The organism is Paenibacillus antibioticophila, assembly GCF_000455265.1.
GTDB classification, from domain to species: domain Bacteria; phylum Bacillota; class Bacilli; order Paenibacillales; family Paenibacillaceae; genus Fontibacillus; species Fontibacillus antibioticophila.
Window position 1 is genome coordinate 162,227 of record NZ_HG005142.1, and the last position, 21,033, is coordinate 183,259.

20 protein-coding genes are annotated in these 21,033 nt (G+C 50.1%); 4 read left to right on the top strand and 16 right to left on the bottom strand.

Features of this window, described 5'->3' with window-relative positions; all coding sequences use genetic code 11:
* Positions 1 to 1,095 precede the first annotated feature (1,095 nt).
* Together TX85_RS21140 and TX85_RS21145 are read right to left on the bottom strand one after the other, a co-directional pair.
* Positions 1,096 to 1,872 carry an SDR family NAD(P)-dependent oxidoreductase gene (locus TX85_RS21140; RefSeq protein ID WP_044481861.1) on the bottom strand — a complete coding sequence of 259 codons (777 nt, stop codon included), beginning with the start codon at positions 1,870 to 1,872 and terminating at the stop codon, positions 1,096 to 1,098.
* A 29-nt stretch (positions 1,873 to 1,901) separates the two neighbouring features.
* Entirely contained in the window at positions 1,902 to 2,363 is a 462-nt protein-coding gene (locus TX85_RS21145) for a chemotaxis protein CheX (protein ID WP_044481862.1), read from the bottom strand.
* 244 nt (positions 2,364 to 2,607) lie between these two features.
* On the opposite strand from TX85_RS21145, the gene TX85_RS21150 reads away from it, so the two are divergent.
* On the top strand, positions 2,608 to 3,510 hold the full coding sequence (locus tag TX85_RS21150; protein ID WP_044481863.1) for a LysR family transcriptional regulator: 903 nt from the start codon (positions 2,608 to 2,610) through the stop codon (positions 3,508 to 3,510).
* Between the two features lie 43 nt (positions 3,511 to 3,553).
* Positions 3,554 to 4,363, top strand: a complete 810-nt coding sequence (locus TX85_RS21155) for a histidinol-phosphatase (protein WP_044481864.1) — start codon at positions 3,554 to 3,556, stop codon at positions 4,361 to 4,363.
* Between the two features lie 99 nt (positions 4,364 to 4,462).
* Here TX85_RS21155 and TX85_RS21160 read toward each other — a convergent pair whose 3' ends face one another.
* From TX85_RS21160 to TX85_RS21170, 3 genes are all read right to left on the bottom strand, one after another.
* Positions 4,463 to 5,011 carry a GNAT family N-acetyltransferase gene (locus TX85_RS21160; RefSeq protein ID WP_044481865.1) on the bottom strand — a complete coding sequence of 183 codons (549 nt, stop codon included), beginning with the start codon at positions 5,009 to 5,011 and terminating at the stop codon, positions 4,463 to 4,465.
* A gap of 4 nt (positions 5,012 to 5,015) precedes the next feature.
* On the bottom strand, positions 5,016 to 5,753 hold the full coding sequence (locus TX85_RS21165; protein ID WP_044481866.1) for a DUF1361 domain-containing protein: 738 nt from the start codon (positions 5,751 to 5,753) through the stop codon (positions 5,016 to 5,018).
* 75 nt (positions 5,754 to 5,828) lie between these two features.
* On the bottom strand, positions 5,829 to 6,383 hold the full coding sequence (locus TX85_RS21170; protein WP_044481867.1) for a GNAT family N-acetyltransferase: 555 nt from the start codon (positions 6,381 to 6,383) through the stop codon (positions 5,829 to 5,831).
* Between the two features lie 75 nt (positions 6,384 to 6,458).
* On the opposite strand from TX85_RS21170, the gene TX85_RS21175 reads away from it, so the two are divergent.
* Positions 6,459 to 6,776: an MGMT family protein gene (locus TX85_RS21175; RefSeq protein WP_044481868.1), complete on the top strand. Its 318-nt coding sequence runs from the start codon at positions 6,459 to 6,461 to the stop codon at positions 6,774 to 6,776.
* Here the strand turns inward: TX85_RS21175 and nagZ are convergent.
* The 11 genes from nagZ to TX85_RS21230 form a co-directional block, all read right to left on the bottom strand.
* Positions 6,739 to 8,040 (bottom strand): beta-N-acetylhexosaminidase, encoded by a 1,302-nt coding sequence (gene nagZ / locus TX85_RS21180; protein WP_044481869.1) that lies wholly within the window; start codon positions 8,038 to 8,040, stop codon positions 6,739 to 6,741. The two genes, TX85_RS21175 and nagZ, sit on opposite strands and share 38 nt — an antisense overlap.
* Positions 8,041 to 8,059: 19 nt before the next feature.
* On the bottom strand, positions 8,060 to 8,593 hold the full coding sequence (locus TX85_RS21185; protein WP_044481870.1) for a hypothetical protein: 534 nt from the start codon (positions 8,591 to 8,593) through the stop codon (positions 8,060 to 8,062).
* Positions 8,583 to 9,632, bottom strand: a complete 1,050-nt coding sequence (mnmH, locus tag TX85_RS21190; protein WP_044481871.1) for a tRNA 2-selenouridine(34) synthase MnmH — start codon at positions 9,630 to 9,632, stop codon at positions 8,583 to 8,585. Before mnmH ends, TX85_RS21185 begins: the two co-directional genes overlap by 11 nt.
* Before the next feature lie 31 nt (positions 9,633 to 9,663).
* Complete coding sequence (selD, locus tag TX85_RS21195) at positions 9,664 to 10,713, bottom strand: selenide, water dikinase SelD (RefSeq protein ID WP_044481872.1); 1,050 nt, start codon at positions 10,711 to 10,713, stop codon at positions 9,664 to 9,666.
* A 630-nt stretch (positions 10,714 to 11,343) separates the two neighbouring features.
* On the bottom strand, positions 11,344 to 12,372 hold the full coding sequence (locus tag TX85_RS21200; RefSeq protein ID WP_044481873.1) for a LacI family DNA-binding transcriptional regulator: 1,029 nt from the start codon (positions 12,370 to 12,372) through the stop codon (positions 11,344 to 11,346).
* Positions 12,373 to 12,458: 86 nt separating this feature from the next.
* A complete protein-coding gene (locus TX85_RS21205; RefSeq protein WP_044481874.1) occupies positions 12,459 to 13,292 on the bottom strand; it encodes a carbohydrate ABC transporter permease in 834 nt (277 codons plus the stop codon).
* Positions 13,292 to 14,134 carry a carbohydrate ABC transporter permease gene (locus TX85_RS21210; RefSeq protein ID WP_044481875.1) on the bottom strand — a complete coding sequence of 281 codons (843 nt, stop codon included), beginning with the start codon at positions 14,132 to 14,134 and terminating at the stop codon, positions 13,292 to 13,294. The genes TX85_RS21205 and TX85_RS21210 overlap by 1 nt, the downstream gene beginning before the upstream one ends.
* 124 nt (positions 14,135 to 14,258) lie before the next feature.
* A complete protein-coding gene (locus tag TX85_RS21215) occupies positions 14,259 to 15,635 on the bottom strand; it encodes an ABC transporter substrate-binding protein (protein ID WP_044481876.1) in 1,377 nt (458 codons plus the stop codon).
* A gap of 466 nt (positions 15,636 to 16,101) precedes the next feature.
* Positions 16,102 to 16,869, bottom strand: coding sequence for a succinate dehydrogenase iron-sulfur subunit (gene sdhB, locus TX85_RS21220; protein WP_044481877.1), 768 nt, complete (start codon positions 16,867 to 16,869; stop codon positions 16,102 to 16,104).
* A 13-nt stretch (positions 16,870 to 16,882) separates the two neighbouring features.
* Positions 16,883 to 18,628: a succinate dehydrogenase flavoprotein subunit gene (sdhA, locus tag TX85_RS21225; RefSeq protein ID WP_044481878.1), complete on the bottom strand. Its 1,746-nt coding sequence runs from the start codon at positions 18,626 to 18,628 to the stop codon at positions 16,883 to 16,885.
* Positions 18,629 to 18,719: 91 nt separating this feature from the next.
* Positions 18,720 to 19,394, bottom strand: coding sequence for a succinate dehydrogenase cytochrome b558 subunit (locus tag TX85_RS21230; RefSeq protein WP_044482154.1), 675 nt, complete (start codon positions 19,392 to 19,394; stop codon positions 18,720 to 18,722).
* Between the two features lie 239 nt (positions 19,395 to 19,633).
* Here TX85_RS21230 and TX85_RS21235 point away from each other — a divergent pair, with 239 nt between their 5' ends.
* Entirely contained in the window at positions 19,634 to 20,533 is a 900-nt protein-coding gene (locus TX85_RS21235; protein ID WP_044481879.1) for a LysR family transcriptional regulator, read from the top strand.
* The last annotated feature ends 500 nt before the right edge of the window (positions 20,534 to 21,033 follow it).

The window sequence follows — 21,033 nt, forward strand, 5'->3', positions numbered from 1 at the left end:
CACAGGGACTATCCCCAGCAGATTCTGCAAAATGCCGACGAAGTACGTATACGCACACCTTGCATCAGCATCATGCAGATCTCACACTGCGCGAAACTCCCAACGCACGGTGCTCCACAGCATGACGATGATTGATCGGCCCCATGCAAATACTGGTCACACGCATGTAGTGAAAAAAGTTACTCTAAATTTAGATGAGATGGTGGAAATACGGATATAGTGAAATTCTTTCGCTTAAAGTTGGCTATACCGTGGGTTTAACTAGATACTGGCGATCTAAGGTAATTTTTTTCACTAAAAGTGGGTTCGAGCGTCAAATGAAGAATTTAAGGTAAGAAATTTCACTGGAGAGCGACCAGATGAGGCTGATCAGGTGGCGTCAAGAAGTTGATCAAATAGGGCCAGTAAATTTCAGAGCAAGCGTGGAATTCCGATGGGGCAAGTTAATTTCGGAGAAAAACTTCCGTATTGGTAGGACATGCAAAGCTTCGGTGCAAGACCGGAGCATCGTGAGGCGGAGGTGCAACTTTAGGCGCGGCAGGTCATTGACGTCGTGCATAAGCTATCGCGCAAGCAGCCATTCGCGCTTAGCCCAAGGCTATGCATAGTCTCCTGCTTGCATGCCGCAGGGAGGTAAGTTAATAGCAGTGAAGTTATTGCTATGCAGCTTAGGATAGCTATGTGCAAACTGCATTGCAGTTAAACTGCAAAGGCGAAGTAGTTAGGGCATAAGTGTGAAGTGTACTGTAGTAAAAGCTTTCTGTAAGAAAGCTACTTCGGGAGGCATATGCTCGAAGCAGTCGCCTTTGTGAGCGGATTTCCCCTTTGCTAGAACTTAGTCCAAGAAATCCGCAAACAACAGCGATCGTAGTAACCCTTCACACGTTGCCCCTCCAACTCACCCTCCGATGTTTAACTGTCTTCCTGCTATTGCAGATTTTGCCACTAATACACATTTCCCGCTAATATGCCCGCATCGCATCATTGTGCAGCTACTCAACTTCAACAAGACCGCATATAAACATAATGTGTTTATGCGGCCTTTTGGCGTCTTTGCTATTCATTTATCACGGCACAGCAAGCAGGTTATAACGATTATTTTTTATTCAGCATTCCGGACGTTATGCGGCCTACCGCAGCGGGAAATAGCTGATAAAGCTTTGCGCCCGCCCCTGCTACCCAGGGAAGATTCATCTCCGTCTTGCCTGTCCGGACCGCCTTCACGACCGCGCCGGCCACCCGTTCGGGCTTCATCATAAACCACTTTACATTGTTTACATAATGACCGTCCGGATCAGCGATCTGGAAAAATGGCGTATCGATCGGCCCGGGATTGATCGTCGATACCGTAATCCCGCTGCCCGACAGTTCTTGTCTCAATGCGCTGCTGAAGCCAATAACGGCATGCTTGGTAGCTGTATAAGCCGTGGACTTCGCTGTGCCGATCTTTCCCGCAATCGAAGCAACATTGACGATCCTTCCTCTTCCTGCCGCTTTCATCGCCGGAAGGACTTCCTTTGTACAGCGAACGATCCCCATGTAGTTCACATTCATCATTTCGGAATAGTCCTGCAACGGCGTCTCGTCCAGGGCTGTGAATTTTCCATAGCCCGCATTGTTCACAAGCACATCCACCCTGCCGTACCGCTTGTAAATCTCAGCAAAGCCTGCGGCTACCGATGCATCGCTTGCCACGTCCATCTCGACCACATGATAAGGCCCCATCATGCCTCTGCCAACGGCTTGGAGCTTATCGGCCGACCTAGCGGCAAGTACAACCGTAGCTCCTTCCCGGGACAGCATCTGCGCAGCAAGAGCCCCAATTCCACTTGAGGCTCCGGTAATGACAATCACTTTATCGTTAAGCTGCATCCGTATTCCTCCGGTTCAACTCATTTCCCTTAAGAAACCATCACCTGAATGTCCAACTCCCCGATTCCATCCATGACGAGTGGAATGCACAAGGCCTTGCGCGGCGCCTGCTCACTACCGCCTACGCTAGACTTAATCACTTGCGGAGGGGTAATATCAACGCTGTAACCTTGATTGGCCAGAATCATGCTTGCATTTCCGCTAATCATATTGCCCAGCTCAGAAATAGCACTTTGGCCCATCTCATCCATTTCCGTGATAACAAAACCGCCCATCATCGCCGAGACAAGTCTTAAAGCAACTGTCTCCTCCAGACCAAACACGACCATTCCGCTGAAATACCCGGTCATACCGATTTGAATCCAGATATGATCCTGAATTAAAGCGACATCCTTTAGACCCGGATTGCCGGTTGAAGGAGAGACTTGTACCACCTGTTCTATGACCGAACGCGCAGATTCCAGAAAAGGATTGATCACTTCTGCTTTCACTATTACGCCCCTTTTCACATATGAAGTAGTTATCTTACTAAAATACCGCTACAAAAGTCCTGCTTTTTTATGTTGATATTATACTTTATTCCCATCTATAAGTCATTAAAAATCGAAATCTGTAATATTAGAGAAAATTTTCGCAATCCCTCTAACTCCTCTTGTCAAATACGTGTCATTGATTTAGCCCAGAAAAATCTTCTATAATTATTAGATATCAAATGAATCAGAGAGGGGGATCGCCATGAATATCAGTCAATTGGAGACACTGATCACCATTTCCAAGACTAAGAGCTTCCGCAAGGCGGGCGAACTGCTGAATTTGACACAGCCTGCAGTATCTGCCCAGATCAAAAGCCTGGAGGATGAATTCGGAGTTGTCCTCGTCGACCGAAACCAGCCTGTAGCCCTTACAGACAGAGGACAAGTATTCTTGGATAAGGCAGAGCAAATTCTGGACGTGGTGGAAGAACTCAAGCAAAAGCTCACCGATCTTGAGCACACACCGCAAGGACATATTGTGCTGGGGACGACAACCTCTATCGCCATCCAGATCCTGCCGCGGATCTTGTCCTATTTCCAGGATCAATTCCCGCTGATCAAGACCACCATTCAGTCCATGCCCTCTTCCCTCATTTATCAAAGTGTCGAGCAAGGTTTGGTCGATATCGGGATCGGTTACCTGATCGAGAACAATCCCCAGGTGCATTCATCTGTGCTGTACTATGATACCTTCGGGTTGGCGGTATCTCCGCATCACCCGCTCGCCAGTGAGAAAATCCCCCGTATGGATATGCTGCGCGACGTTCCGCTCATTATGCTGTCCCCGGATACGGTAGGCCGAAGATTCGCCGACGATTTGTTCAAATCCCATGATATCGAACCGCATATTGTCATGGAGCTGCCCAGCAGCGAGGAAGTAAAGCGAATGGTGGAAATCAACCTTGGGGCCGCGATCATCTCCAGACAATCCATTCTCCGCGAGCTCAAGCAAGGCTCCCTTGTCGTTGTACCGATCCCGGAACTGGAAGTCACCCATCCCGTGGGCGTGATCTATAAGTCCAGCAGATACATCAATTCTGCAATGCAGCAATTTCTAGGCGATCTAAAGGGGATGCCTGAAACAAGTTTTATCAGCTCAGAATAAATTCCTCAATCTATCGAAAAATAACCCGGAAAGGAGCATCCATATGAAATTTGATCTTCATACTCATCATTTTCGCTGCGGTCATGCCGACGGAACCATCCGCGACTATATCGAAGCCGGAATTGCAGCCGGCTTGTCTGTCATCGGCATTAGCGATCATACGCCTTACTTCGGGCATGACGAGGAGCATCCATTCCCGCATATCGCCATGGCCCAGCGTGATTTTGCCGGCTATGTCGATGAGGTCCTGCAGTTAAAACAGGAGTACGCCGGCCGTATCGACGTGCTGCTCGGCATTGAGTCCGACTATTTTCCAGATCATATCGAGCAATACAGGAAGGTGCTGTCTCAATATCCCTTCGATTACATTATCGGCTCCGTACATAGTGTAAATGAGGTAAGCATCTTCAACAAACGGCGCTGGAAGGGACTGGACGAGCAGAGACGAATTGCGGACAAGACCGCCTATTACGCATTAATACAGGACTCCGCCCGCAGCGGGCTGTTTCAAATTCTTGGGCATATAGACGCGATGAAGGGAAATTATCCAGCCTTCTCGGATATTCCTGCCACAGAGGCCGTCGATGAGACGCTGCGGATCATTGCCGGGGCTCGGGTGGCTATCGAAGTAAATACGTCGGGAAAGACGAAGCTCTCCGGAGGCTGGTATCCGTCCGATGCCATTCTGGAGCGCGCCCGTTACTTCGGCGTAGATATTACCTTCGGCTCCGACGCTCATATCCCTAGCCGTGTTGCGGATGAATGGGACGAGGTTGCCCGGAAACTGAAGGAAATCGGATATAACGAATGGGTCTACTACAAGAATAAGACTCGTATAGCAGTCCCTCTGTAGTCTTACCGATTTTCATCAAGACAAAAAAAAGGGAACCCGTACGTTTCCTCGCCGGATTCCAAATAACAAATATATTCAAAAGGGGGTCATGCACTAAGTTTACCCCCTTACTGTTAGGGTTCTGTCACAAGTATATTTCAGTTGTGTAACAAATGCAGCACCGACACTTCCTTGCTCTGAATATCCGCATTTTTCAAGGACACGGCGCGAAGCGAGATTCGCTTCTCCGCAAAAGGCTTCAATCTGCCGAAGCTCCAATTGTTCAAACCCGAAGCCGGTAATCAGCTTTACCGCCTCTGTGGCAATTCCTCGATTCCACCACTCAGGGGCCAGCAAATAGCCCAGTCTGGCGCTCCCGCTCCCGGGATCCCAGCGCTGGAGCGAGCATAGCCCGATGCAATCTCCTGTCTCCTTCCATTCCACCGCAAAATGCACATCCCGCAAATGCCGGTAGCTGTCCATAAGATAACGCATCAGCCGATCAGGAAACAACAGGGTGTGCGGCTTAAAAGCGGTATACACTCGAACCTGAGGGGCCATAATGCAAGCATATAATATTTCTGAATCCTTATGCTCCAATCTCCGCAATCTGAGGCGCTCACTTTCCAAGACAGGAAACTGCAACCGAAGTCTTTCTTTATGATCCAATCACCTAGTCACCTCCTTGTGTCATCCTGCGATTCATCGCTCCGAACAGACAGAATACCATGTATCCGAAGCCGGTGATCAAGAAAATCCACTTACAATACGCATATGCATGAAGCACATGTTCCATGTTTGTAAAATAGGACAGGATTTGTCTCAGTAATCCGACAGGCTGATGCAGCACATCCCAGCTGTTAAACCGGAAAAACCGGCCCAGATACACACCAAAGCTGCTCAGCAGAAGAACTGCCGCCGCAAAGATGATTCCGATAATTCTTCCAAGTGCACGCTCTACCAGCCGATGTACAGAGGCAAGGGAGATTGCCCCGAGCACAAGACCTAACAATGCCGTCAGCAATACGGTAAATAAATGATTCCAAAACAGCATATCCTGCCAAAACAAGTAGCTGTCCTCAATAGTTAACCGCGCAAATGGATGCAACAGATCGGTAATCAAGTAAGCCGCATTGGGATAAAAAAAGAGCCACAGTCCGCCGGCGATCAAATAGAGCATCCATCTCAAGCTCTTCGTCCGGAGCAGGCTTATCCCGTCCAACACCAGAGCGAGTCCCGCCGGCACCCATGCCAGAAAGGTGTTCCAAACCAGGAACAGGTAGGGCGGTCTTCCCCCTTCAGGCAGCTGCGTGCCTGTGACGAACAGCATGGCTACTAACGACCCCACAAATATTACGATATAAAGATATATTTTCTCCGGATATCCCAGTTGCTTCAATTGCTTGCCCATCGTCGTCCTCCTTCCGCTTCCGCTAATTTTACGAATGAGGATCGGAATAGGTTACGCTGCAGCTAACGGAGGGTATTATTCCATCGCCGAATTTCGAATCACCATGTGAAGGTGATCTTCCCAGATCCCGTTGATTTTCAGATACTTTATGGCCTTGCCTTCTTCGTAGAAGCCCAGCTTCCGGACCACCTGCAGGGATGCCTCATTTCTTGGCATAATGTTAGCCTCAACTCGATGCAGGCCCAGCCCGTTGAAGGCGTAGTCGATCATTGATCGAACGGCTTCTGTCATGTATCCGCGGTTGACTTGCTCCGCATCCAGCCGATACCCCAGGTGGCAAGACTGGAACACGCCATACACAATGTTGCTGAGCGTTACCGAGCCGATGACGACTTCAGGCTGCTCCTTCCGAAAGATCCATAGCTTGTGAAGCTCACCGGAACGGTGCTGCTCAGCCTCTGTGGCCAATAACCTTTTCTGAGTATCAAGCCTGTAAAATTCGTCAAATCGCTCAGGCTCCCAGGGCTGCAGGAACTCCTTGTTCCGCAGCAAATAGGTAAGCACCAGCTCCGCATCAATTTCATCCAGCCGCTTCAAAATCAGCCGCTCCGAGTGTAAAATAGATTTCATCATTCCTCCGCCTTTCTGTACAAGTTGAACTAATGAATTTTATGGCGAGATTACTTTCCAGAAAGGAGCACGCACATGCAGCCCTTTACCGCAATGGTCATTTCTATCATTCACTCCATTCCTCCCGGAAAGGTGATGACATATGGACAAGTTGCCCGCGAAGCAGGCAGCCCGAGAGCCGCGAGACAGGTCGTCCGGATTCTGCACTCCTCAAGTGAAAAGCACGGACTTCCCTGGCACAGAGTCGTCAATGTCCGGGGAGAAATCGCGCTTCAAGATGATGAGTCTCGCTTTTTGCAAAAAATGTACCTGGAGCACGAAGGCGTCCAGGTACATGAAGACGGTCATATTGATCTTAAAGTGTACCAATATATTCCATCACATACCGGCTAATCTCCGCATTGATTGCCTTTGCATCCGCTCCTTCGGCAGGCGCGTTGGTCAGGGCATACTTCTGCTTCAGCTTAAGGATCTGGTAGACCCGCTGATCGAGCATATCTCCGCTAATCTTTCCTTCCTCAACAGCAAGGGTTAGCGCCTCGATCACTGCGATCTCCTGATCATAGTTATGACCGACAAGCACGATGTTCCCGCCTGCCGTAATGAAATCAACCGCCGCTTGTTCAATTTTGTAATTTTCAGTAATTGCCCCCATCGTCATATCGTCAGAAATAATGACTCCTTCATACCCCATTTCCTGCCGTAACAAGTCATTAATGACCGCAGGGGAGAACGAGGCAGGATGCTCGGCGTCCAATTTGGGCAGCAAAATATGGGCGATCATAACCATGTCTGCTCCGGCTTCTATCGCATCGGCGAATGGCTTCAACTCGAATTCCCGCAGCCGGTCGAGATCATGCTCGACTACTGGAAGTCCCAGATGGGAATCGACCGAGGTATCGCCATGGCCAGGGAAGTGCTTTACAACCGGAATGACGCCGGTATCCGACAAGCCCTTCATCGCCGCTAATCCCATCAGACTAACCTCTTCAGGAGTCGTGCCAAAAGCTCGGTCTCCAATGACCGGATTATCCGGGTTGCTATGAACGTCGAGCACCGGAGCGAAATCCAGGTTCAATCCGAAGCCGAAAAGGGCCTGTCCGATGATCCGGTAAGCCTCCGCTGCGGCCTCCCCCTCGCCGGTCCCGCCTATTTTGGCTGCGGTCGGCATCTTGCTGAATTCGCCTGGCAATCGGGATACCCGGCCTCCCTCTTCATCCACACTTAAGAATAGCGGCACCGGATTGGAGGCATTATCCTCTTTTAATTGATTGAACAAGCTCAGCGCTTGGCCGCTATCGGAAATATTGTCCTTGTAAAAAATAAATCCGCCTACCTGATAATCGTCCAGCAATTGCCGGGTATACTTGTCAGGCTTGGTTCCATCCATTCCAACGAGGACGAGCTGGCCGATCTTCTCTGCCGTTGTTAGCTGCTCTAATTGGCTCGCAATGAGATCAGCCGGCGGCTCGGACTCCTCCTGCTTTCCATGCTCATCCGGCAACGCAGAATCCGGCCCGGTCTCAACCTGATTCGGTGTATTATGATCCGACTCTGACGGTTGAGCGATTGTCCCGGATCGGCAGCCCGACAGCACGAGAAATGCTGCCAGCATCACAATCCATAAAGCGAAGTAATGACGCTTTGCTCGATTCATCGATTCATCAACCTCCTCTCTAGCGGCTGCCTTCGGCCGCCGCGGTTTCCCAGCGATGACTGAATTGGGTCAGCCTCGAATGAGGCTGGACCGGCTCCTCCGTCAAAATCAGACGAACCCGGGTAATCCATTCCTCAAAGGAGGAGAAGGAGGCGAAGGCATTCGCCATCTCCGGGGTGAGATATAAGAAATAAGGAGCAGGATATTTCTCGGCCAAGAATCGCAAGGCGGAATCCATCGGTGTGTATTTCTTCCTTTTGCCATCCCAGCCCTCTACGGTAACCTGGCTGCTGCCCCTGCTGCGTCTCCAGTCATGAAGAGCATCCTCCCGCTTGTAGTACGGAGTTACCGGCTTGCGGCTCATTCTGCGCACAGTCTCTTCGTGCAGGGGATACAGGACCAGCTGGGCGAAAGAGCGCCGCTCCAGCAGAGCCAATGCCTGATCCAGCTCCTCCTCCGTGATCTCTTCAAATGAATCGTAGAACAACAATGTCCCTTTTTCCCGCTCTGCGGGCGGTTCATATCCGAAGGGGACTTGTATATTATTCCGCATATTGTCCTCCGAATTTGTGACTTAACAGTTCCTTTACTTTACATGCAGCCTCGTCCACCGTAGCAGCCTGAACCCGTTGAATATCCGAGGAAGCATATTGTTCTTCAGTGAAAATATACCTCGGGTCGTAATAATGAATCAGCAGCAGTTCAACAGCACGGTCATATTGGCCGTCCAGGAGGGACCCGGAAATCTCTTCAGCAATAGGACGATGGATACGGGAAGCAATTTTGCGAAATGCGGCTGTGCAAGCTTCGTGGTGCTCCCAGGGCCGGTAATCCTCAAGAATCGTCTCCACGCGCGCCTCTAAGGGCAGCTCGATTCGCAAATGAATGGCTTCGTCCCTCTTCGTCATGAGCACCTCAGGAACCACGATCCTTCCGATCCGCTTGCTCTCCGCCTCCATAATCACATAGGGGGACTGCTGGAATCTCAGCAAATCCTCCAGCAATAGCGAATCAAAGGTCTTCTGATTGCTGGGACTCATTCCGATTTCGCCGAATACTGAGCCTCGATGCCCGGCCATCCCTTCCAGATCAATAACCGGATAGCCTGTTTGCCTGAGTCTGTGCAGCAAGGCCGTCTTCCCGCTGCCGGTCAATCCATGGATCATGACGGCCCGGGGATCAAAGGTCATGTTCTCAAGCATGTGCACAACCCATTGCCGGTAGGCCCGATAACCGCCCTCCAGCCGGGATACATGCACATTCATCAGGGACAGCAAGGTAGCGGTCGTTCTGCTGCGCATGCCTCCACGCCAGCAGAACACGACCTTTTTACCGGATATTCCGGCAATTTCCCGGATAAAGGCCGGGAGCTTGGCCGACACAACCTCAAGCGCCCGATCTCGCGCCGCCTGCTCGCTGACCTGCTTGTACAGCGTGCCAATCTCGGCGCGCTCCTCATCATTAAATATAGGGACATTCCGGCTCCCCGGAATTGTTGCTTCCGCATACTCGGAAGGTGACCGGACATCGATCACTACCGGTCTTTCCTTGCTTCTGTCTGTCAGTTCCTCGATGGTGATATCTGTAAACATCCTTCATTCGGCTCCTCTGCTAACTAGGTTGTTACATAACTGCAATGCGGCCTGGATGATCTTCAGTCACCTCGCCGATGATTGAGGCCTCGACTCCTGCTTCCAGCAATGCCTTAAGCAAGGCTTCACCTTGCTCCGCTTCCACCGAGATAAGCAAGCCTCCCGAGGTTACAGCATCACAGAGTATCCAGCGCCCGATCTGATCCAGCTCTGCCGGAAAATCAATATCCGCCTCGACATGGGCAAAATTGTTTTTAGTTCCGCCCGGCACAAAGCCTTGTTCAGCCAGTTCGCGTACTCTTGGCAGCACCGGTACATCCCTTTCAACAATCCGGATTCCCATATTGCTGCCTTTGGCCATCTCAAGCGCATGCCCCATCAAGCCAAAGCCTGTCACATCTGTCACGGCATGCACGGCATAATCCGCCATGGTCTCAGCAGCAGTCTTGTTGAGCGTCGCCATCACCGTCGTCACTCGTTCGATCTCCTGTGAGGACAAAGCCTCTTTTTTTATAGAAGTGGTCATGATGCCCACCCCAATCGGCTTGGTCAAAATCAGCCTGTCCCCCGCCCGGGCGCCGGCATTGGTTCTCACTTTGTCCGGATGAATAAGGCCTGTTACCGCCATACCGAATTTCGGCTCTTTGTCATCGATAGAGTGTCCTCCCACCAGTGTGGCACCGGCCTCACGCACTTTATCCGCAGCTCCCCGCAAAATATCGGCCAAAATGCTTTTATCCAGCGTCGAGATAGGAAATGCTACAATATTAAGCACTGTCAACGGCTTGCCGCCCATAGCGTAAATATCACTGATTGCATTTGCAGCGGCTATTTGTCCGAATGAATACGGATCATCGACAATCGGTGTGAAGAAATCAACCGTCTGAACCAGTGCCAAATCGTCCGTAAGGCGGTAGACGCCGGCATCATCACTCGTATCCAGCCCGACAAGCAAATCCGGGTTCGGAACTGCCGCAGGAAGACTGCGGATCACCTGCATCAGATCGGCCGGCCCGATCTTGCAGCCGCACCCCCCTTTGCTGGATAGAGATGTTAATTTAACCTTTTCAGAAGCTGACATATATAATCGTCCTTTCATCAATATGGATTTTCGTTCAATCCTTCATCCTGCCCAGAATCAACCTTCAATCCAAATCGTACTCCAATCCGCCTTCCTTAAGCAAATGAATATCAGCGTATGTTATACTATAATTCGTGTGTTTTATTTAAACCATTCAAGGAGCGTCTTAACATGGCAGTCAAACATCATGTCCAATCACCTCAGCCCTCTGGCAAGCATAATTTCAGGACCGCTGCGCTTATAGCAATATTCCTCATCATTGCCATTGCAGGCCTAACCTATGTCAAATGGTGGCCCTATTACAACAAAGCAATCAATGCCGCATTGACCCGCTCCATCGGAGCTTCTATTCTGAATTCCGATACCGCGGCCTCTCCTTCCTGGGAACTGGCTGCCGGATATGCCACCGCCTATTTCAAGTCCGTATGGAAGGCAGCCCTGCTGGGTATTCTGCTCGGCTCTCTCGTTCAGGTGCTTCTGCCGTCAAAGTGGTTGTACCCTGCTCTTTGTCTTTGGCTCGGTCGTACTGATCGGTATTGTCGGCGGACTCGCAGGTTCAATTCTGCTATAGCTTCAGTTCATAACAAAAAGAACCCGACCATGCAGATTGCTCTGCGCAGCCGGGTTCTTTCATATCCGGGCAGTGGATTCACGGATCATCAGCTCACCGGGGAAAATTTTGTGGGAATGGGACTGCTTCTTATTGATCAAATCAAACAGAATCCGCAGCGTCTCCTCCGCAATTTCCTCGACAGGCTGCCGGATCGTAGTAATCGAAGGATTATAGTAATAAGCGATATCCAGGCCATCAAAGCCCGCAACCGAGTAATCGCCCGGCACATGTTTACCGCTTTCAAAAATGGCCTTGCACGCTCCCACAGCCAAGCTGTCCGAGACAGCAAACAGCGCCGTGAACGGTTCGCCTGACTCCAGCAAGTCCTTGGTGACCACATAGCCATTCTCCATGGAGTAGCTCTCCAGATGGTCCTTCATACTGCAGACCAGCCTGCTGTCAACCTGCAGGCCGTGGTCCTCTAGCGCCTTCTTGTATCCTTCGTATCTCAGCTTCCCGATACTGACGTCGTCCATAGGAGCCGTGATGATCGCAATTTTGCGATGCCCGAGGCTGCACAGAAAATCGACGATTTTATAGCTTTCCTTAAAATCATCCACTGAGACGGAGGAGAACTCTGTCGGATCGAATTCTGGCGCCATCCCGATCGTGCTGAGGACAAATGGCACGGTTAACTGCTCAAGCTTCTCCTTGGAATGAGAGAAGTATCCGCCGAGGAATACAATCCCCTTCAGCCGCTTCTCCTTTTCAAGCTCAATGGCCACCTCGATCTCGTCCTGATGCTCATCCACCCTTTGCAGGATGAAGGAATATTTTTTGCGCTTGATTTCCTTCTCGAACACCTGGATCATCCGGTTGAAGAACGGATTCGTAATCCCCTTGATCAGCACAGCAATCGTCTTGGACGCGGAGCGCTTCAAATTTCTGGCGCTGTTGTTCGGAACATAATGGTTCTCCTTGATGACCTTCATAATCATCGCTTTTGTCTCTTCACTGATATCCGGATGATTATTGATGGCACGGGATACCGTCGTTACCCCAACACCGCACATTTTTGCAATATCTATAATTGTAATCGATGCCATTTTTACGATCTTCCCTCATATTCTTGGTCTCGTCATTCTCATGTTGAATATAGCAATTAAATTTATGGAATACAAGACCTGAGGCTCTACCCTTTAACAGCGCCCGCCACCACTCCCTCGATGATGTACTTTTGGCAGAATAGATAGAAAATGATAATCGGGATTATCGCTAGCACTAGCATCGCCATCATCGCGCCCATATCAATAGAACCGTACCCGCCCTTCAAATACTGGATCGCAATCGGGATCGTTCTGTATTCGGACCCGATGACCAGCAGCGGAAGCAGATAGTCGTTCCATACCCACATTACGTTCAGAATAGCCACTGTAATAGCAATCGGCTTCAGGATCGGCAGGACGACCAGGAAGAAGGACTGAACCGGGGTGCAGCCATCGATAAGGTCCGCTTCCTCGATCTCAAGCGGGATAGATTTGACAAAGCCGCTATACAGAAACACAGACAATCCCGCGCCGAACCCAAGATAGATCAGCAGAATGCCAACCGGATTATCCAGGTGCAGCATATTAACGGTCTTGGTCATGGTGAACATTACCATCTGGAACGGAACAATCATTGAGAATACGAAAACATAGTAGATCATCTTCGTAAAACCGCTTTTCACGCGGGTAATATACCAGGCCGTCATCGCTGTCAGCAGTACGATAATGAGAACCGAACCAACGGTAATAAAGAGTGACATCCCAAAGGCGTTGAAAAAACCGGTCTTTGCCACACCTTCTGTGTAGTTTTTCAACCCAATGAACGTCGTCTGATCCGGAAACCGAAACGGGGTATCACTGATATAAAACTTCCCTTTGAACGAGTTCATCAATACGATCAGCACAGGGGCCAGGAACAGACAGGCCAGCAGGAACAGCAGAATAGACAGAGTTGTATCGCGGATTGTGGTCTTTTTCATCAGCTCTCTACCTCCTTGCTTCGTGTAGCTGCCAGCTGAATCAAAGCAATCAGGGCAACCAGCACGAAGAATACCACGGCTTTTGCTTGGCCAACCCCTTCCCAGCCTACACTTCCATAGAACGTATTATAGATATCGAGCGCCAGCATCGAGGTCTCCTTGGAGGGTGCGCCCGCGGTTAGCGCCAGATTCTGATCAAACAGCTTGAACGAATTCGACAGGGTCAGGAACAAGCAGATTGTAATGGAGGGCATGACCAGCGGAATCGTAACATTGCGTAATATGCCAAAACGGGTGCTTCCGTCAATTTGCGCAGCTTCGATAACTTCCTTGGATACGTTCTGAATGCCTGCAATGTAGATAATCATCATATATCCGATCAATTGCCAGTTCATCAGAATAACTAGGCCCCAGAATCCATAGGTAGCGCTGAAGGTTAGCGTTACATCGAACTTCATCAGGATTCCGTTGAGGATGAGCAGCCAGATATAACCCAGTACAATACCGCCGATCAGATTCGGCATGAAGAATACGGTCCGGAACACATCGGTTCCCCGGGCGCCCCGGGTCAGCAGTACCGCCAGAAGAAATGCCAATACATTGATAGTAATTACAGAAACCACTGTGAATTTTACCGTAAACCACAGTGCATTTATGAAATCCTGATTCGAGAATGCCTTGATATAGTTGCCCAGCCCAATCCAAGAAGCATCGGTCACCGTCCTGAATTCCGTGAAGGACAAGTAGACGCCCAGAATAAACGGGATAATAAAAATGACGGCGAACACCAGGATCGTCGGCAATGCAAATAGGGCGAAATATCTTCTTATCGATTTTTGCATGAGATTTCTGCTCCTCACCTTACCTGACATGATAGATCAGCTTGGTATGCCAAATTGCATAAAAGGAAGACCACGGCATACCGGCCGGTACACCGTGGCTTTAAACAAATTCGAGTACTGAGGCTTACTTTGCCTTTTCCGCTTTCCAGCTGTCCTTGAAGATTTTCACCACTTCATCCCACGACTTATTGCCTTGGGCATATTGCAGCAGGCCATCCCCGAACTGATTCTTGAATTCCTCACTCGGAAATGCTGCGAAGGTCCACGGAACCGAGACGATGCCGTCCTTTTCCATCCAGTTCGTTACTTCTTTTGCAAGCGGGTCAGCAGGCTTCTCATCATCATTGAAGGTATTGAAAGGAGCGATGAAGCCCAGGTCGTTCGCCACATAGGATTTACCCTTGTCACTGGAGAACAGCCACTCCAAGAACGCGATGGAGGCTTCCTGCTTCTCGGCAGATACCTTGCTGTTGATCGCCAGGTAGTTCTCGGTTCCGATCGCCAGCCCTTGGCTTTCTTCTCCGTCTACGCCAGTGTATATTGGCAGGAACTTGATGTCCCCGGATTTCACTACGTTGCCGTCCACTTCATTAATTTGCGACCATGCCCAGTTGCCGTTCTGCACCATTGCCGCTTGACCCAAAGCAAACTCGGCCATGGAATCCGATACGGACTTGCTGCCAAGCAGCGTAGGCTTCGTGACCGAATTATGGATATAGAGGTCAAAAATATTTTTGAAGTTCGCATCATACTTGAACTCTGCCTCGTTTGTTGCAAGACCGGCTAGCACGGTATTGTCATAATCCTTATTGTCCTTGAACTCATAATACAGCGGCATGTTTGCCAAGTGAGTCTGCCATCTCCACTGCTCGCCCGCAGCCAGCGAGGTGGAAGCGAACACTCCCTTGATGCCCAACTGCTCACTCTTCGCTGTCATATCCTCGACTACGGCCTTCAGGGTGTCAAAGTTATTGACTTCTTCCATCGAGGATACCGATACCGCCTTATCCGATAGCCCAAAATATTGCTTCATTAACGCATCGTTATAAATAATGCCATACCCTTCTACAACATAAGGGATCCCGTAAACGCCGCCTTCGCTCGTTACTGCCAGGCTTTGATCGGACAAGTAGCTGTACAGCTTAGTGTCCTTGAGATCCAATGTGTAATCCTTCCAGTTCTGATACCCTACAGGTCCGTTAATTTGAAAAATCGTCGGAGCCTCGGACTTGGCAATTTCCGACTTCAGTGTGGTCTCATAGGTACCCGCAGCAGCTGTAACTACCTTCACCTTAACGCCAGTCTCCGCCTCATAATCCTTGGCAATCTTCTCGTACACCTCTGCAATCTCCGGCTTGAAATTCAGGAAGTAAATATCTCCGGCCTTGCCGCTTGCGCCATTCGAACCAGAAGCCCCGCTGTTGTCCTTGCCGCAGCCCGCAGCAATTCCTGCAAACAAAGTTAATGCAAGGATCAAACCCAACCATTTTGTACGCTTCATTCTCTAATAACCCTCCTGAATTTTTTTTATAAACCATAATGAATCCGTTTCCAAATAAAATGTCGAATCAACTCGGTATCGTTTCCGAAAACCTTATCGGCATCCTTTTCGGTAACGTTTTCGATTTCCCAAACATCGTATCACATTCCATTTTTTAGATCAATATAAAATTTGTTTGCGCTTTCAAAAAATATAAAAAAGCAGACTCCCTGCACCTGTCAGAGAATCTGCTTGAGACGTTGCTATGAGTATGTTGCTATATAAGTTGAACTACAAAGCTACGTAGAAAGGGCATAAGTGTGAAGTGTGCTGAAGAAGCGTAAGCGTTCGCCTTTGTGAGTGGATTTCTACCTTATAATAACTTAGTCCAATTAGAGAAATCTGCGAACAACAGCGATCGTAAGAACACTTCACACGTTGCCCCAGAACGTAATATTCAGTAGTTCAACTAATATATAAAATATGGCTATACATTCAACCAACGCTTGAACATATGCTTTGTGGTGGCTTTGTTCATTTCGGCAATGGAGGTCGTCAGTGGAATTCCCTTCGGACAAGCCCGTACACAGTTTTGGGAATTTCCGCAGCCCTCAATCCCGCCATCCTCCATCAAGGCATCCAAGCGTTCATCCTCGTACATCTCTCCCGTTGGATGCGCATTGAACAAGCGAACCTGGGAGATTGCCGCCGGCCCCATGAAGTCGGTTTTCTCGTTCACATTCGGGCAAGCCTCAAGGCACACCCCACAGGTCATACATTTAGAAAGCTCATAGGCCCACTGCCGCTTCTTCTCCGGCATTCTTGGGCCCGGACCAAGATCATACGTACCATCGATCGGGATCCATGCTTTAACCTTTTTCAGGGCATTGAACATCCGGGCCCGGTCAATGACCAGATCCCTGACCACCGGAAAAGTACGCATGGGCTCGATCCGAATCGGCTGCTCCAATTGGTCGATCAGCGCCGCACATGCCTGCCGGGGCTTGCCATTGATCACCATCGAGCAAGCGCCGCACACCTCCTCAAGACAATTGGATTCCCAGCATACAGCTGTGGTCTGAGCTCCATCCTGCTTGACCGGGTTCCGCTGAATTTCCATCAAGGCGCTGATCACATTCATGCCTGGACGGTAATCCAGCTCGAATTGCTCGATATATGGCTTGGACTCGGGATCATCCTGACGAGTAATAATGAACTTCACTTTTTTAACAGCGAGCTTCGTATCCGTAGTCATGATTCTCTCCCTCCTATTTATCCTTGGAATAGTCGCGAATCCGCGGCGGGATCAGAGAGACGTCGACCGGATCATAAGAGATTTGCGGCCCGTCAGGCGTCCACGTCGCCTTGGTTGTCTTCAGGAACTCTTCATCGTTGCGGTCCGGGAAGTCCGGCTTGTAATGTGCGCCGCGGCTCTCATTGCGAAGGAGCGCCCCGAGTGTCATTGCTTCCGCAAGCTCCAGCATATTCCACAGCTGTCTGGTAAATGCGGCACTGGCATTATTCCAGCGTGAGGTGTCGTTAATATTGATATTCTGGTACCGCTGCTTCAGCTCCTTGATCTTGCCGATCGTCGCCTCCAGCCGATCATTGTAACGCACAACCGTCATATTGTCGGTCATCCACTCGCCCAGCTCCTTGTGCAGCACATACGGATTTTCCGTGCCATCCATGGAGAGCAAGCGATCAAACTTCGCCTCTTGCTGCTTCGTATAACGCTCGAATACAGCCGGACTGATGTCCTCGGCCGAGGTCTTGAGCCCGCGAATGTACTCCACCGCCTTCGGCCCGGCAACCATCCCGCCATAGATGGCCGAGACAAGCGAATTCGCACCGAGGCGATTCGCACCATGATACTGATATTCACATTCCCCGGCAGCGAATAGCCCCGGAATATTGGTCATCTGATTATAATCGACCCACATCCCGCCCATGGAGTAGTGAACCGCCGGGAAAATCTTCATCGGAATCTTCCGGGGATCATCGCCCATGAATTTCTCATAAATCTCAATAATTCCGCCCAGCTTCACGTCAAGCACCTTCGGGTCCTTATGAGACAGGTCCAGATAGACCATGTTCTCTCCATTTACGCCCAGCTTCAGATCTACACAGACGTGGAAAATCTCCCGAGTCGCGATATCCCGAGGCACCAGGTTCCCGTAAGCCGGATATTTCTCCTCCAGGAAGTACCATGGCTTGCCATCCTTATAGGTCCAGATTCTTCCCCCTTCCCCGCGGGCGGATTCGGACATCAACCGCAGCTTGTCGTCACCCGGAATTGCGGTAGGATGAATCTGGATAAACTCTCCGTTTGCATAGTGAACCCCTTGCTGATATACCGCCCCTGCAGCGGCCCCCGTGTTAATAACTGAATTCGTTGTTTTTCCGAAAATAATCCCCGGCCCGCCGGTCGCCAAAATGACTGCATCTGCCGCAAATGTAACAATCTCCATGGATCGAAGATTCTGCGCGCAAATTCCCCGGCACACTCCCTCATCGTCGATCACCGCGGAGAGAAACTCCCAATTCTCGTATTTGGTCACAAGCCCTTCCGCTTCATATCTGCGCACCTGTTCATCCAGCGCATATAGAAGCTGTTGGCCGGTTGTCGCCCCCGCAAATGCAGTCCGGTGGTGCTTGGTGCCGCCGAAGCGGCGGAAATCCAGCAAGCCTTCCGGGGTGCGGTTGAACATAACGCCCATCCGGTCCATTAAGTGAATAATTCCCGGGGCTGCCTCACACATCGCCTTGGCAGGCGGCTGATTAGCAAGAAAGTCCCCGCCGTAAACGGTGTCATCAAAATGCTCCCAAGGAGAATCGCCTTCCCCTTTCGTATTCACTGCGCCGTTTATCCCGCCCTGGGCACACACGGAATGCGAGCGCTTGACCGGAACCAGCGAGAATAGCTGTACCGGAACTCCCGTCTCTGCGGCCTTGATCGTTGCCATGAGCCCGGCCAAGCCTCCGCCGACGATGATGATGCTTTGTTTTGCCATGTAAGCTCATCTCCTAAAAGTTTTGTATAGCATAAGCTTCTTGAGTTACTTCGTACAAAACTTGCTTCGTAAGCTTTCGCTTCATCCGCCTCTATCCGGCTAATGTCCGGAATGTCATCTCCAGCCAAGCCGTTCCTTCGGCCTGAAACTCTGCCCCTCTGAAAGCAAACAGGGACCAGGTGAATAAAATAGCCACGATAACAAACAGCCCCATGCAAATGTTCGACGAAACCCGCTGCGCGCGGGGACCGACCGTAATCCCCCAGCTAACCAGAAAGGACCACAAACCATTCGCAAAGTGAAATGCTGCCGAGATAACCCCGATCAGATACAATATGAAATAGACCGGATGGGTCACTATCCCGTGCATCACTCCACCCAGCTCCTCATGGGTGACATTGCCTAATGCTACCTGCACACGGGTCTCATAGACATGCCAGATCACGAAAGCGAATACCAGCACGCCCGAGATACGCTGCAGCAAGTAACGCAAGTTCCGCTCATTCCGGAACCGATTATTGTTCGGCTTTGCCTGGAACGCAATGTACATGCCATAGACACCGTGATAGAGCAACGGCAGCCATATACCGAACATCTCCAGAGCCAGCACCATCGGCAAGCTGTTCAGGAAGGCGACGCTTTCCTTAAACCCTTCGCTCCCGCCTTCAACCGCCGAAAAATTCGTGAGCATATGCTCTAACAGGAAGAAGCCAAGCGGAATGACGCCCAGAAGCGAGTGCAGTTTCCTGGAATAAAACCCTTTCATAAGTTCATGAACCCCTTTCCATGTCATAGATACTCCAACTCTTCAAGGCCCTAAATAAATTTGCAATTCGTTGACGTATATGAAAAATTACACAAAAACAAGACTGTTCCCCACTAAAAAAATGTTACTTGTGAACAACTTGTGTCACTTTTCATGTTACTCCTTTTTATCTTATAATGGAATTGCAATATATTTATTAATACTTATTACATTTATGCATAAGAGACAGGAGGATAACAATGAACGAGGAATTACTGGTCTTCACTACTGTCGTGGAGCAATCCAGTCTGAATAAAGCCTCCAAGCTGCTCAATTTATCACAACCGGCCCTTTCACGTAAAATCGCCAAGCTGGAGGAAGAATGGGGCGTCTCTCTATTTTTGCGTAAAGGAAAGCGGCTGGAGCTGACCCAGGTCGGACAAGAGGCTTATGTCTATGCCTTGGCTCAGCTCAAGCGCCATCAGAAATTTCTGCAATCCGTATCCCGGTTCAAAGGAACAGAACGCAGACTGGTGACGATAGGTGCAAGTCTGACCACGATCCAGACCACCTTGCCTCCGCTTGTCACGGCTCTGATGCACAAATATCCTGATATCGAGATGAAGCTGATTACCGGGAAAACCCATGAGATTGTTGCCTCTGTAAGGGAACGAAGGGTCGATGTCGGCATCATTGCCTCGTCTATTCAAGAAACCGGCTTGATCTGTATTCCCATGTTTGATGATCACCTAGAACTGGTCGTTGCAAAGAATCATGAATTGGCAGGACAGGTCCGAGCGGAAATGGATTCGCTGCGGGGACAGCCGATGATCGTCTTCTCCAAAGGAACCTGGTATCGCCGGCTGATTGACGAGCTGTTCGGAAGATATGGCGTGGTGCCGGACATTAGAATGGAAATCGACTCCTTTGAGGCGATCGTGAGACTGCTCCCTACCTGCAAGACCGCAGCGCTTCTTCCCAAGTCCTATCTACGAAGCCAGCTGTTAAGAGACAACGACCTTGTAACCGTGCCTATGAAGGAGTTGGCACAGACCCGGCGGGAAACCTGTCTGATCTATGGGGAGCACACCCTCCTGAGCCCTGAGCTCAAAGAATGGATGAAGGAGATCAAGGAAAGCCTGCCTCGCGAGCTATCTTGATTAGCCGTGTCCGAAGCTGTTCATTTACTGAGGGACTTTGCATTAAGCTTGTCGCCTACGGCATGCAAGCAGGAAAATGTGCAGTAGCGGGAAGACAGTGAAACATCTTCGGAGGGCGAGTTGGAGGGGCAACGTGTGAAGTGTACTTTCGATCGCTGTTGTTCGCGGATTTCTATGATTGGACTAAGTTCTAACAGGGGAGAAATCCGTTCACAAAGGCGAACGCTAACGCTTCTTCAGCACACTTCACACTTATGCCCTAACTACTTCGACTTTGCTGTTCAACTGAAATGCATTATTGCACCATGGCTGTGCCACAGTTTCATTACAGTAAGCAGGTCACCTGTGGCACGCAAGCAGGATATTCCGCGCAAGCCTCCTCCCAACCTCCCCTTGCTGCCAGGCTCGCCTTAGGTTAGGCATCACGAAGGAAGCCTGCGCAATTGACTTTACGCACAGCCAAATGGAACACTGAGCGCCTGGAGTTGCGCCCAGTCGCA

Excerpts from the sequence above, each read along its gene's own strand:
- TX85_RS21140 (WP_044481861.1), bottom strand. The coding sequence starts at position 1,872 with ATGCAGCTTAACGATAAAGTGATTGTCATTACCGGAGCCTCAAGTGGA.
- TX85_RS21150 (WP_044481863.1), top strand. The coding sequence starts at position 2,608 with ATGAATATCAGTCAATTGGAGACACTGATCACCATTTCCAAGACTAAG.
- TX85_RS21155 (WP_044481864.1), top strand. The coding sequence starts at position 3,554 with ATGAAATTTGATCTTCATACTCATCATTTTCGCTGCGGTCATGCCGAC.
- TX85_RS21165 (WP_044481866.1), bottom strand. The coding sequence starts at position 5,753 with ATGGGCAAGCAATTGAAGCAACTGGGATATCCGGAGAAAATATATCTT.
- TX85_RS21170 (WP_044481867.1), bottom strand. The coding sequence starts at position 6,383 with ATGAAATCTATTTTACACTCGGAGCGGCTGATTTTGAAGCGGCTGGAT.
- TX85_RS21175 (WP_044481868.1), top strand. The coding sequence starts at position 6,459 with ATGCAGCCCTTTACCGCAATGGTCATTTCTATCATTCACTCCATTCCT.
- nagZ (WP_044481869.1), bottom strand. The coding sequence starts at position 8,040 with ATGAATCGAGCAAAGCGTCATTACTTCGCTTTATGGATTGTGATGCTG.
- TX85_RS21185 (WP_044481870.1), bottom strand. The coding sequence starts at position 8,593 with ATGCGGAATAATATACAAGTCCCCTTCGGATATGAACCGCCCGCAGAG.
- mnmH (WP_044481871.1), bottom strand. The coding sequence starts at position 9,632 with ATGTTTACAGATATCACCATCGAGGAACTGACAGACAGAAGCAAGGAA.
- selD (WP_044481872.1), bottom strand. The coding sequence starts at position 10,713 with ATGTCAGCTTCTGAAAAGGTTAAATTAACATCTCTATCCAGCAAAGGG.
- TX85_RS21200 (WP_044481873.1), bottom strand. The coding sequence starts at position 12,372 with ATGGCATCGATTACAATTATAGATATTGCAAAAATGTGCGGTGTTGGG.
- TX85_RS21205 (WP_044481874.1), bottom strand. The coding sequence starts at position 13,292 with ATGAAAAAGACCACAATCCGCGATACAACTCTGTCTATTCTGCTGTTC.
- TX85_RS21210 (WP_044481875.1), bottom strand. The coding sequence starts at position 14,134 with ATGCAAAAATCGATAAGAAGATATTTCGCCCTATTTGCATTGCCGACG.
- TX85_RS21215 (WP_044481876.1), bottom strand. The coding sequence starts at position 15,635 with ATGAAGCGTACAAAATGGTTGGGTTTGATCCTTGCATTAACTTTGTTT.
- sdhB (WP_044481877.1), bottom strand. The coding sequence starts at position 16,869 with ATGACTACGGATACGAAGCTCGCTGTTAAAAAAGTGAAGTTCATTATT.
- sdhA (WP_044481878.1), bottom strand. The coding sequence starts at position 18,628 with ATGGCAAAACAAAGCATCATCATCGTCGGCGGAGGCTTGGCCGGGCTC.
- TX85_RS21230 (WP_044482154.1), bottom strand. The coding sequence starts at position 19,394 with ATGAAAGGGTTTTATTCCAGGAAACTGCACTCGCTTCTGGGCGTCATT.
- TX85_RS21235 (WP_044481879.1), top strand. The coding sequence starts at position 19,634 with ATGAACGAGGAATTACTGGTCTTCACTACTGTCGTGGAGCAATCCAGT.